The organism is Brevibacillus fluminis, from assembly GCF_052072235.1.
GTDB lineage: Bacteria > Bacillota > Bacilli > Brevibacillales > Brevibacillaceae > Brevibacillus_D > Brevibacillus_D fluminis_A.
Map to the genome: position 1 here is coordinate 2,765,421 of NZ_CM125436.1, position 12,533 is coordinate 2,777,953.

The 12,533-nt window shown below is 53.8% G+C and carries 11 protein-coding genes; all 11 read left to right on the forward strand.

Annotation, left to right across the window (positions count from 1 at the left end; all coding sequences use genetic code 11):
- Positions 1 to 141 precede the first annotated feature (141 nt).
- On the forward strand, positions 142 to 1,431 hold the full coding sequence (gene asnS, locus ACTID9_RS13745; RefSeq protein WP_441072012.1) for an asparagine--tRNA ligase: 1,290 nt from the start codon (positions 142 to 144) through the stop codon (positions 1,429 to 1,431).
- A gap of 154 nt (positions 1,432 to 1,585) precedes the next feature.
- On the forward strand, positions 1,586 to 2,260 hold the full coding sequence (locus tag ACTID9_RS13750; protein WP_441072014.1) for a DnaD domain-containing protein: 675 nt from the start codon (positions 1,586 to 1,588) through the stop codon (positions 2,258 to 2,260).
- Between the two features lie 147 nt (positions 2,261 to 2,407).
- Complete coding sequence (locus ACTID9_RS13755) at positions 2,408 to 2,752, forward strand: hypothetical protein (protein WP_441072016.1); 345 nt, start codon at positions 2,408 to 2,410, stop codon at positions 2,750 to 2,752.
- The gene (locus ACTID9_RS13760) at positions 2,733 to 3,920 is read left to right on the forward strand and encodes a glycosyltransferase family 4 protein (RefSeq protein ID WP_441072018.1); all 1,188 of its coding nucleotides are present in this window, start codon (positions 2,733 to 2,735) and stop codon (positions 3,918 to 3,920) included. Before ACTID9_RS13755 ends, ACTID9_RS13760 begins: the two co-directional genes overlap by 20 nt.
- A gap of 75 nt (positions 3,921 to 3,995) precedes the next feature.
- Positions 3,996 to 5,045, forward strand: coding sequence for a glucose-1-phosphate thymidylyltransferase (locus ACTID9_RS13765; protein WP_441072020.1), 1,050 nt, complete (start codon positions 3,996 to 3,998; stop codon positions 5,043 to 5,045).
- Positions 5,042 to 5,860, forward strand: coding sequence for a glycosyltransferase family 2 protein (locus ACTID9_RS13770; protein ID WP_441072022.1), 819 nt, complete (start codon positions 5,042 to 5,044; stop codon positions 5,858 to 5,860). Before ACTID9_RS13765 ends, ACTID9_RS13770 begins: the two co-directional genes overlap by 4 nt.
- Positions 5,860 to 6,813, forward strand: a complete 954-nt coding sequence (locus tag ACTID9_RS13775; protein ID WP_441072593.1) for an NAD-dependent epimerase/dehydratase family protein — start codon at positions 5,860 to 5,862, stop codon at positions 6,811 to 6,813. Before ACTID9_RS13770 ends, ACTID9_RS13775 begins: the two co-directional genes overlap by 1 nt.
- Before the next feature lie 16 nt (positions 6,814 to 6,829).
- Complete coding sequence (locus tag ACTID9_RS13780; protein WP_441072024.1) at positions 6,830 to 7,927, forward strand: glycosyltransferase; 1,098 nt, start codon at positions 6,830 to 6,832, stop codon at positions 7,925 to 7,927.
- Positions 7,924 to 9,225, forward strand: a complete 1,302-nt coding sequence (locus ACTID9_RS13785; protein ID WP_441072026.1) for a UDP-glucose dehydrogenase family protein — start codon at positions 7,924 to 7,926, stop codon at positions 9,223 to 9,225. Before ACTID9_RS13780 ends, ACTID9_RS13785 begins: the two co-directional genes overlap by 4 nt.
- A 154-nt stretch (positions 9,226 to 9,379) precedes the next feature.
- A complete protein-coding gene (gene pepF, locus ACTID9_RS13790; RefSeq protein WP_441072028.1) occupies positions 9,380 to 11,191 on the forward strand; it encodes an oligoendopeptidase F in 1,812 nt (603 codons plus the stop codon).
- Between the two features lie 193 nt (positions 11,192 to 11,384).
- On the forward strand, positions 11,385 to 12,509 hold the full coding sequence (locus ACTID9_RS13795) for an FtsW/RodA/SpoVE family cell cycle protein (protein WP_441072030.1): 1,125 nt from the start codon (positions 11,385 to 11,387) through the stop codon (positions 12,507 to 12,509).
- The last annotated feature ends 24 nt before the right edge of the window (positions 12,510 to 12,533 follow it).

Consider the following 12,533-nt stretch of genomic DNA (forward strand, 5'->3'; position numbering starts at 1 on the left):
TATCGATTGTTTACATAACATACATTATGACAACCAAAAAACCATCCATTCAAAACTTTTTTGCCGCTCGTTGAAATTGAATCACGGCAATAGTATAATTGATAGGGTTTCATTGTCATGGTAAATGGAGGGAAATTGTTGATGTTAACAACAATCGCTCGAATCGGGCAGCATGTAGGGCAAGAAGTAAAACTGGGCTGCTGGCTGTACAACAAACGCAGCAGCGGTAAAATTCAATTCCTCCAGCTCCGCGATGGTTCCGGCTTCATCCAGGGTGTTGTCGTCAAAGCGGAAGTTAGTGAAGATGTGTGGGAAGCTGCGAAGCAGCTGACCCAGGAGAGTTCCCTGTACGTAACCGGCGTGGTGCGCGAAGAAGAGCGCTCGCAAAGCGGCTATGAATTGACCGTAACTGGTATTGAAATCATTCAATTGGTGGAAAATTACCCGATTTCGCTGAAAGAGCACGGTGTCGACTTTTTGATGGATCATCGCCACCTGTGGCTGCGTTCGCCACGTCAGCGCGCTGCGATGGCGATCCGCTCCGAGATCATTCGGGCCGTATACGAATTTTTCCAGGAGAACGGGTTTTACAAAGTCGATCCGCCGATTTTGACACCAACGTCTGCGGAAGGAACGACCAACCTGTTCCACACCAAATATTTTGAAGAAGACGCTTATCTTTCGCAAAGCGGACAGCTGTATATGGAAGCTGCAGCGATGGCGCTGGGCCGCGTCTATTCGTTTGGACCAACGTTCCGTGCGGAAAAATCGAAAACACGCCGACACTTGATCGAGTTTTGGATGATCGAGCCGGAGATGGCGTTTGTGGATCATGAAGAAAACTTGCGAATTCAGGAAAATTTCGTCAGCCATATCGTTCAGTCCGTGCTGAAAAATTGCCAGCGCGAATTGAAAACGCTGGAGCGCGACGTGACCAAGCTGCAAAACGTGCAAGCGCCGTTCCCGCGCATCACGTATGACGATGCGATCAAGCTGTTGCAGGAAAAAGGCAGCGAAATCAAATGGGGCGACGATTTCGGAGCGCCGGATGAGACGATGATTGCCGAGCATTTTGACAAGCCGGTATTCATCACGCACTATCCAACCGAAATCAAGGCGTTCTACATGAAGCCGCATCCAGATCGTCCTGAAGTCGTGCTGTGTGCCGACTTGATCGCACCGGAAGGCTACGGCGAAATCATCGGCGGTTCGCAGCGGATTGATGATCCGGAACTGCTGGAAGCGCGCTTCAAAGAGCACGAGCTTTCCGAGGATGCCTACAAATGGTACATGGACCTGCGCAAATACGGCACAGTGCCTCACTCCGGCTTTGGCCTGGGCTTGGAGCGCACCGTCGCCTGGATTTGCGGATTGGATCACGTACGCGAAACCATCCCCTTCCCACGCCTGCTGTATCGCCTCTATCCATAAGAAGAGCAACGACAAGCGCATTCCCGGTTTGCAGGGGGATGCGCTTTTTTTACTTGCCCTCGGGTGGGCGAAAACCTGCAAAAATGTGGGCACATTAGCATCTAGGCGTGGACAGGCACGCTTGGTATAATGAAGGGTGAGGTGAAAAAACGACATGGATCGACAAATATTACAGTTATTGCAGGAAGGGGCCACCACCATCACCAACCTGCTCTTGAAACGATACAAGCGCTTGTCTCTTTCTGACGAGGAAATGATGCTGATCATTCATCTGCTTTCCTTTCAACAGGAAGGAAATCGGTTTCCAACTCTTTCCCAGTTAGAGGAGCGGCTGTCGATGCCGGGAATTCGCCTTATTCAATCCTTACAAAAGTTGACCAAGGAAGATTGGATTGCGATCGATGAAATCGTTGACCCTGAAAATGGAAAGCGCTACGAGCAATATAATTTGCAGCCTTTGTATTACAAGCTGAACCGTTTGCTGATGGAAGAGCAGTCGTTCGTGGTGCCGGTTTCTGAATCGTTTCCGTCTCCGCGATTGGATACAGACGGGGGCGAACATCCCGAGAGCCTCTATTCACAGTTCGAGCAAACGTTTGGCCGGCCGCTCTCCTCGATTGAGATCGAGACGATGCAATGCTGGGTGGAGCAGGACCGGTATTCGGAAGAGCTGATCATGACCGCCCTGCGTGAGGCGCAGTCGGTCGGGAAGCTGTACATCCGCTATATCGACCGGATTTTGCTGGAATGGACCAGGCAAAAAATCACGACTGTGGAGGAAGCGCGCAACTACAGCTTGCGGTTTCGCCGACCATCCATGCAGCGATAACCATAGCCCAAAACCGTTACGCACATGCGCAACGGTTTTTCTAATTTTCTCACCTGCACACGTACCCATTAAAACCTCCCTACATACGCTATAGGAGAAGCTGAAGGCTGCAGGCTGCAGGCCCGAGGTTTGTAAGGAGGGATTCGCATGGAAAAGAAAAGAAAACAGGAAAGCTCGCACTGGACGATTCCCGGTGTTTTTTACGGCGAGGTGGAGGCGATGGATGCCGTCCAGCGCGTGCCAGCCGTCGTAGCGCAGCAGGAAGAGTGGACGGGAGGTGCCGCTCATCCCGTCATGGAAACGGCAAAATCAGAGGAAATGGCTGCACTTGTGGCAGAGGTCGCGCTACTGAAAGACACGCTGAAGCAGTTCGAGGATCGTCTGAAAGTGGTGCAGCTGGAGCATAAACGCGAGCGTGAGCGACTCTACCAAATGGTTCTTTTGTTGAAGCAGGAATGGGAGCGAGCGCGAGATGAACATCGCTATCGTTAGCCCTGGCCCTTTTACCGTACCCCCGGTGAAAGGTAGCTCGGTTGAGCATGACATCGATGAAGTGACCAAAGCGATGCCCGGTGAGCACAACATCACCATCTATACGCGCAAATGCTCCACATATCCGAAATCCGGGCGAAAAGACAACATCTTTTACCTTCGGCTGCGATACGAGGGTCAAAGCGATTACATCAGGCGGGTCATCAAGGAAATCAAAAAAGAGGCGCCGCCCGACATCATCATGGTCGAAAACCGGCCCCACTTTGTGCTGGCGCTGCGCAAGGTGTTTCCCCGCATCCCGATCGTGCTGAACATGCATTCGCATGTATATGCTACAGCGCCGTTGATCAGTAAAGCGAAGATGAAAAAAGTCGTGAAGCAGATGGATGGCCTTATTACCAACAGCCACTTTTTACGACAGCGCTTGATGAAGGAGCACCGCATTCCCGAACATAAGGCGCATGCGGTGCATCTTGGCGTTGATACACAACCGTATCAGAAGCAGGCGGATTCGCCTGAACTCAACAAGCTGCGCAAAAAGCTGGGCATCACCGCCAATCACCGCGTCCTGTTTTTTGCGGGCAGGCTGATACCGGCAAAAGGCGTACACGTTTTGCTTGAATCGTTCCAAAAAATCGCCCGTCAAGATCCAAAAGCGATTCTTTTGATCGTGGGGGGAACCGGCTATGGCAGCAATCGCCTCAACGACTATGTGAAGAAGCTGCATGCGCTGGCGAAACCGGTCGAAAAGCAGGTGATCTTCCAAAATTTTGTACCGTCGCACGACATGCCGCTCTATTTCCAGCTTGGACATGTCGTCGCGACGCCATCTACCTGGGAGGAGCCGTTTTGCCGCGTCAATCTGGAAGCGATGGCAGCGGGGAAACCTGTCATCACGACGACCACCGGCGGTGTCAGCGAGGTGGTGAAGGAGGGACATACCGGGTTTTTGATCGCGCCTGGCGATTGGAAGCGGGATTTGCCATCGATCTGGGAGCAGATGTGGAAATCGGCGCTCCTGCGCACGCAGCTGTCCAAACAGGCCCTCCGCCGTGCTGAGGAATTCAGCTGGCAGGCGACCGCCTACGGCTACCTGAATGTCTTCCGCCACGTCCTGCAGCAGGAAAAACTGGTCCAAGATAGGCAAAAGCATTTTCTTATCGGGTAATAGTCAAGCGTACAGTCTCGAACAGGATGAAAGCATATCTTGTAGATATCGCAGCAGAATTAGGAGTGATAGAACATGAAAGGGTTAATTTTATGTGCTGGTCGCGGCACTCGATTGTACCCCCTCTCCTATTCCCAACCCAAAACACTCCTCCCCGTAGCGAATCATCCTGTTTTATATTATTGCATCCAAAAGCTGGTTGAGAGCGGCATTCACGAGATCGGTATCGTGATCCATCCCTCCCAATCGCAAATCAAAGAATATGTAGGGGACGGCAGCCGCTTTTCTGCGAAACTTCACTTTTTCGAGCAGGCGCAGCCATTGGGAATCGCCCACGCGGTAAAGCAGGCGCGGGATTTTTTGCAAGACAGCCCGTTTCTCCTGTTGCTGGGCGATAATTTGCTCATGGACTCGCTGGCGCAGCTGCGCGCCACGTTTGAAGCGGCACAGGCTGATTGCTCGATCCTTTTGCGTCAAGTGGACCGGCCGCAGGATTACGGAATCGCCGAGCTGAAAGATGGGCAAATCGTCTCGATTACGGAGAAGCCCAAGCAGCCGAAGAGCAATTTGGCTGTAATCGGCGCTTATTTGTTTACACCCGACATATTCACGATCATCGATACTTTGCAGCCGTCAGCGCGCGGCGAATACGAAATCACCGACGCGATCCAGGGGCTGCTTCTACAAAATCGTAAAATCACCTATGCCATTACGCATGGCGATTATTCCGACGTAGGGACGATCGAACGATGGCTGTCCGCCAATCGCTGGATGCTAGAGAAGCGCTTCGGCAAGGAAATCAGCGTGGGAGCCACCAGCATCGTGGAAAACTGCGAGTTGATTGGGCCCGTTGTCATTGGAGAGGGATGTGTGATCCGGAATAGCAAAATCGGACCTTATGTGTCCATTCAGGACGGAGCGGAGCTGATCAATTGCTATGAGATACGCGACAGCATTTTATTGGAGAAAACATCCATGATCGACATTGATTGGGAGGTTCAGCGGAGCGTATTCGGACGCTCATCGCAGATGGTAGGCAAACCGCAGGAGCATAACGGGATCTTCATCGTCAGCGACCGTTCGTACATTTTGTTTCCGCAAACCAAAAAGAGGTCGGAGCCATGAATACACCCTTATTTACCGTTGTCATCCCTACGTACAATCGGGCCAACATGGTGAAAAAAGCGATCGATAGCGTGCTCAACCAGACGTACAAAGGCTGGAAGCTGCTGATCATCGACGATGTCTCGACGGACAATACCAAAAAGGTCGTCTCACCGTACCTGATGATCCCGCACGTCCAGTATTACTGTATGGAGAAAAACGGCGGCATTTCGCGCGTCATGAATACGGCGCTATCGATGGTCGACACGCCGTATCTGGTTCAGCTGGATTCCGATGACTGGCTGCCGCGCAAGGCGCTGTCTGCCATCGCCCGCCGCATTTATCGGGACAGCGGGAAAACAGCCATGTTTTACGGCAACCTGCGGGTCTGGCGGATCGGCAAGCAGAAAAAAAAGCGCAAGCCAGGAGCGAAGCCGTATTTCCATGTCCGGCACAAAAGCTTCCCCAACAAGTATAGCTTTTTGAAATACAACCGCTGGATGGTGGCGCCGCGATGCTATCGGGTGGATGCGCTGCGGGAGGTCGGGGGTTGGGATACATCCGACAAATACCACGGGCGGATTATGGAGGATCGACGGATCATTTTGCGCTTGATCGAACGGTACCCGATCAAATGGATCGATCGTACCCTCTATAATCGGACGAAGCATATCGGGCAGCTGACGGACCGGAAGACCGTCCGCAAACGAAATTATTTGCGACGCAAAACATTCACCTATTATCTCAAAAAGTGGGGCAACAAATACAAAGCCAAATTCGGCTATAACAATGGCTATTTGGTCATCCGCAAACTGAAGAGGAGGAGGAAACGATGATGAAAACTGCGCTTGTCACAGGTTGCGCCGGGTTCATTGGGTCCCATCTGGCAGGGCGGCTGCTCGCGCTGGGCTATCGGGTTATCGGCATCGACTGCTTTTATGCCAACTATGATGCTGCCATAAAGGAGCGGAATCTCCAGTCGCTACTGCCGCATCCGGCATTCACCTTCCTCCCTGTTTCTCTTCAGCAGGTGGATTGGCCGACCGTACTCGCAGGTGTTGAGGAGTTGTATCATCAAGCGGCGCTTCCCGGCGTGCGCAACAGCTGGGGCACCTCGTTTGCCTCCTATGCGGAACAAAACATCACGGCGACACAGCAGCTTCTGGAAGCGTGCCTGGCCCATGGTCAAGTAAAAAAAATCGTTGTCGCATCCTCCTCTTCTGTATACGGAACCATGCAGCAAGGATTGACGAACGAATCGGCGGAGATCAACCCGACCTCTCCCTATGGCGTGACGAAAGCGGCGATGGAACAAATTTGCAAAGTGTATGTCAAAGCGCATCAACTGCCGATCGTGATGCTGCGCTACTTTACGGTCTACGGACCCCGGCAGCGCCCGGATATGGCGTTTCACCGGTTCATCCACAAAATGGCGGCGGGCGAGCCTATCCAGCTTTACGGTGACGGGCAGCAAACGCGCGATTTCACGTACGTCAGCGACATCGTAGAGGCCAATCTTTTGGCTGCAACACACGGCGGGGCGGGGGATATTTTCAATATCGGCGGCGACCAGGAAATCAGCTTGCTGGAAGTGGTGCACATCATCGGGCAGCTGCTTCGCGTGAAGCCGCAGCTGCAATTTTTGCCCGAGCAGCTCGGCGATTCGCGGCGCACGTGTGCAGATATTACGTTTGCCCGCCAAAAGTTGGGCTATCGGCCCGCCGTGCCGCTCAAGACGGGGTTGACCGAGCAGATTCGCCATGCTTTTTCACAAGGCACACACACGTAGAAGGGGTTGGGCTTTTATGGATCGTGTCTTGGTTTATCGCCGGAAATATTTGCAGCGGAGCGAGACGTTCATCTACGAGCAGCTTATCGGTCACAAGCGCGTCATGCCGGTCGTGCTGACGCGCTCCCGTCCGGTGAATCGCAGGCAATTTCCGTACGCGCCGATCTATGTGAAGAAGCATCTTGGCGGCATGAAGCACTGGCTCAAGCAAAAGCGCATCAAGCTGATCCACGCGCGCTTCGGCACCGCCGGGGTCGAAATGATCGGAATCGCCCGAAAGTCCAGGGTGCCGCTGCTCACGTCATTCCACGGCTTCGACGCAACAAAGCAGGTGAAGGCGAGCAAAGCATACCGTCGCAAGCTGCGCTACCTCTTCAAAAAGGGCAGTGCATTTACGGCAGTGAGCGACCATATGAAACGACGTCTGATCAAGCTGGGCTGCCCGGCGAAAAAAATCACCCTGATCCGCTCCGGGATCGATTTGCAAAAGTTCCCGTTCGTACCGCCCCATTTGATTTATAACGACCAAATCCGTATCCTGTCAGTAGGACGCCTGACGGAGAAAAAAGGCATGGATACGTTGATCCGCGCGTTTGCCTATGTGCGGAAGAAATACCCGAATGCGCGGCTCTTGATCGTCGGCGAGGGAGAAGAAAAAGCCAAGCTGAAGCGGCTGATCCGGAAAAAGAAATTGAAAGGATTCGTGAAGCTTGCGGGAGCGCTCCCACATGCGCAAGTGCAACAAGAGCTACGGCATTGCCACCTGTTCGTGATCGGCTGCAAGACGGCCAAAAATGGCGACCAGGAGGGCATCCCGAATGTGCTGATGGAGGCGATGGCCACGGGTCGGCCTGTCATTTCCACCCGTCACGCCGGCATTCCCGAATTGATCAAGCATGAGCGAACCGGCTTTCTCGTGCCGGAGAAGTCGCCTGCCAAGCTGGGCCGAATGATCACGCGCGTGCTGGCGGAACGGGAAACATGGCCGGCGATCGTTGCACAGGCGCGAGCCAAAGTGGCGGAACAGCACGATATTACGAAACAACGGCGCAAGCTGGAAGATTTGTACGTGAGTTTGATAGAGAAACATCAGGCAGGAGGGGGGAAACGATGAACATTTCCGTTATCGGAACCGGCTATGTCGGCTTGACCACAGCCGTATCTTTTGCGTTAATGGGCCACGATGTGATCGGCATTGACATCGATCAGGCCAAAGTGGCGCGTCTGCAAATGGGGGAAGCCGGAATCTACGAACCAAATCTGGAGACGGAATTGCAAAACATGCTGGCATTGGGCAAAGTTACGTTCTCTTCTTCTTTGGAAGAGGGGATTCTTTCGTCCAGGGCTATTTTTGTATGCGTGGGAACACCGCCGCTGCCGGATGGCTCTGCGGATTTGAGCGCCTTGAATCAGGTGCTGTCGTCCATCAAGGAGCGGGTGAAGGCTGCCGCAGGCGCGTCCGGTGTCACTCGCGTGGTCGTCATCAAAAGCACCGTGCCGGTCGGAACCAATGACCGCATCGCCCGCCAGTTCGCTGACGTACCGGGGCTGCTCGTGGCCTCGAATCCCGAATTTTTGCGGGAAGGGTCGGCACTGCATGATTCGCTGCACCCGTCAAGGATCGTGCTTGGAACGGAAGAGCCTCAGGCGCTTGCGATTTTGGAAGAACTGTACGATTCGCTTGTTTGCGAGCGGGTGCGGACCACACGCGCCAACGCCGAGATGATCAAATACGGGTCGAATGCGTTTTTGGCGACCAAAATTTCGTTTATGAACGAGCTGGCGCGCCTGAGTGCGGCGCTTGGCGCAGATATTACCGAAGTTGCGCGGGGCATGGGCCTGGACCCCCGGATCGGACCTTACTTTCTAGGAGCAGGATTAGGCTATGGCGGCTCGTGTTTTCCGAAAGATACGTCCGCGTTGTCCGAGCTAGGTGCGCAGCATGGCGTCGATATGCCGCTGCTAAAGCAAGTGCAGCAGGTCAATGAGCTGCAGCCTGTCTGGTTTGTCGAGCAGATGAAAAAGCAGCTGCCTGCGCTCGCCGGACTCAAAATCGCTTTGCTGGGACTTTCGTTCAAACCGCAAACCGATGATTTGCGCGAGGCCGCATCCTTGCGCCTGATTCCGCTCCTGCGGCGGGAAGGGGCGGTTTTGAGCGCGTATGACCCGCTTTGCAACGAGCGGGTCCGAGGGCTGTATCCGGACATGGAATTTGCCGACGATCCGTATGCGGCTCTTGCCGGCGCAGATGCCGGCGTGCTCGTGACGGAATGGGAGCAGTGCGTGAAGCTTGATTTTACCCGCGTGAAAAACAGCTTGCGGCAGCCGTTCCTGTTCGACGGGCGGAATGCCTGGGACAAACGGGCCGCCAAGGACGCAGGGTTGACCTATATGGGCGTGGGGCGCACGTGAGCGATACGCACCTCAGGCAAGGGCCGTCTCTTTCTTTTGTGAAAGGGACGGCTTTTTCGCTTCCATTACAGGCTGCAGGGAACACTTCTATTTGAAGTGAAGCGATGTTTTAGGGTACCATGGAAGATATGGGAAATTGAAAGGAGTGATCGTAGTGAACAAGTCGAAAACATTGCCGAAGCGCCATGAAATTCCTGCGGAGCACAAATGGAAGCTGGAGGACATTTACGCGTCGAACGACCTTTGGGAGCAGGATGCGGTCAAAGTAAAGGAAATGGCGGCGAAAATCAGCTCCTATCAAGGAACGCTCGGTGAATCCGGGGCGCGTTTGCTCGAAGCGCTCACGCTCCAGGATGAGCTGACCCGTACGATGGATCAGCTGTACGTCTATGCGCGGATGCGCCGTGACGAGGATAATGCCAATGCCACGTACCAAGCGCTTACAGACCGTGCGACGACTCTGTCTGTGCAGGTTTACAGTGCGCTTTCTTACATAGAGCCGGAAATTTTGGCAATCCCGGACGACCGCCTGCGCGCATTTCTGCAGGAAGAGGCAGGGCTGGCGCATTACAGGCAGCATATTGAGGAAATCGTGCGGTTCAAGCCGCATACGTTGTCGGCAGCGGAGGAAGCGCTGCTGGCCGAGATGGGCGAGCTTTCCGGAGCGCCTTCCAAAATTTTCGGGATGCTGAACAATGCCGATTTGCGCTTCCCGATGATCAAGGATGAGCAGGGCGAAGAGGTCGAGCTGACAAAAGGGCGTTATACGCAATTTATGGAAAGCAAAAACCGCGACGTGCGCAAGGAAGCGTTTGAAGCGCTGTATGCGACCTATGGCAAGCACCGCAATACGATTGCTGCCACACTCACCTCTGCGGTCAAGCGGGACGTCATTTACGCTAAAGTGCGCAAATATGAGTCCGCGCTGAAAGCATCGCTTTTCTCCGACAACATCGATCAGTCCGTGTACGATAATCTGATCGCGACCGTCCATGAGCATCTGCCGCTGATGCATCGGTATGTGGATCTGCGCAAACGGATGCTTGGATTAGATGAGCTGCATATGTACGATCTGTATGTGCCGATCGTTCCGGAAGTCAAGATGGACATTCCGTACGACCAGGCTGTGGAAACCATTCAAGTCGCCTTGCAGCCGCTTGGCGAGGATTACGGCAAAGTCTTGCGCGAAGGCTTCACCTCCGGCTGGATCGATGTGCATGAGAATGAGGGCAAGACGAGCGGTGCGTATTCATGGGGCTCCTATACGACGCACCCGTACGTCCTGATGAATTACCAGGACAACGTCAATAACATGTTCACGCTGGCCCATGAAATGGGGCATGCCTTGCACAGCTACTATTCCAACAGCAATCAGCCGTACACGTATGCAGGCTACCGGATTTTTGTCGCCGAGGTGGCCTCGACGCTGAACGAAGCGCTGTTGATGCAGCATCTGCTCGCGACGACAACCGACAAGGCAGAGCGCATGTATTTGCTCAATTATTACATGGAGCAATTCCGCGGCACGCTGTTCCGCCAAACCATGTTTGCCGAATTCGAGAAGCTGATTCATGCCAAAACAGAGGCGGAGGAAGCGTTGACCGCCGATAGCCTGTCTGCCATGTACCGCGAGCTGAACGTGCAGTATCATGGTGAACAAATGGTGGTCGACAGCCAGATCGACCTGGAGTGGGCGCGCATTCCTCACTTCTACAACAATTTTTATGTGTACAAATATGCGACCGGCTTCTCGGCAGCGATTTCGCTCGCCAAGCAAATTTTGAGCGAAGGCGCGCCTGCAGTTGAGCGCTACCTCACCTTCCTCAAGAGCGGCGGCTCCGATTATCCGCTCGAGCTGTTGAAAAAAGCGGGCGTCGATATGACATCGCCAGAACCGATCAAGGAAGCGCTGGCGGTGTTCAAAGAGCTGCTGGATGAAATGGAAGCGTTGAGCAAGGACGTGTAAAAAAAAAGGCAGGGCGCTCCTGGATCGAGGGGCGCCTTTGTTTTTGACACAGGAATGGCCCGCGCGGCTGGGAAACCCGCCATGCTTTGCTTGGCGGAGACGATCGCGTGATAAGCGCTTCCCAAAATGAGTAACAGCAGGCATGGCAGCGAATACTAAAGGGACTATTTGCGGCAAATAAGGAGCGGTTGGGATGCAATCTTCCGCGAACAAGCAACAGTCTCTCCTGCTTTTTACCTTGTCTGGCTTAATTGCAATCAGTTTGCTGACGATCTTCATCGCGACGCGCGAGCTGCCGGGTTATCCGTTTTTAAAACGGCAAGCAGCATGGGTTGTGGTAGGCGCGGGCTTGCTTATCTTTTTGCAGCGGCAAAATTACCGGATGTTTGTGAAAAACGCAGCCTGGCTCTATGGGTTCGGGCTCGTCTTTTTGCTGTCCGTCTTTGTGCTCGGTCGAAAAGTGAACGGAGCCATCAGCTGGATCGACCTTGGTTTTTTTCGCATGCAGCCGTCGGAAATCACCCGGTTGACCACGCTGCTATTGCTCGCCAAAGTCTACGAAACGTGCAAAGGCGAATGCAGACAGGCGCGACAAGTGCTGCTTTGTTTGACCGTGCTGGCTGTACCCACCTTTTTCGTCTTGCTCCAGCCTGATTTGGGCATGGCCATCATCTATTTTTCGCTGTGCGGCTGTTTTGTGCTGCTGACGAGATTTTCCGGGGAGCTGATCCGGCTGTTGGTCGTTTGCGTCTGCGTCGTCGGCATCCTCTTTGCGGCTGTCGTGCAGGTGGTGCCGGAATTGCCCGATCAGCTGCTGCGGCCCCATCAGCTCGAGCGATTGACGTCGTTTTTGCATCCCGAAACCGATCCGCTCGGAAGCGGCTATCAATACATTCAGGCGCGGTCTGTCGTCGGGAGCGGACAATTGGGCGGGACAGGCTTGCTGTATGTTGTGACATCAAACGGAGGGAAGCTGCCGGAGCAGCATACCGATTTCATCTTTGCCGTGATCGCGCAGCAATGGGGCTTTATTGGCGCGAGCGTGCTGCTGCTGCTCTATTTTTTGCTGTTTTACATCATGGTGCAGTGGGCGATGGGAACGCCGGACCCGTTTGCTTCGTTTTTTATCAGCGGGATGGTGATTATGTGGTTTTTCCAAATATTCGTCAACATCGGGATGAACATCGGTTTGTCGCCGATTACCGGGTTGACGCTGCCGTTCATCAGCTATGGCGGCAGTTCGTTCATCACGAACATGATGGCGCTCGGCTTGGTGCTCAGCATGAAAACACCGCCGCCGCTGTGGGAGTTTGAATAAAAGAAGGCCGGTTCGATGCAGGGA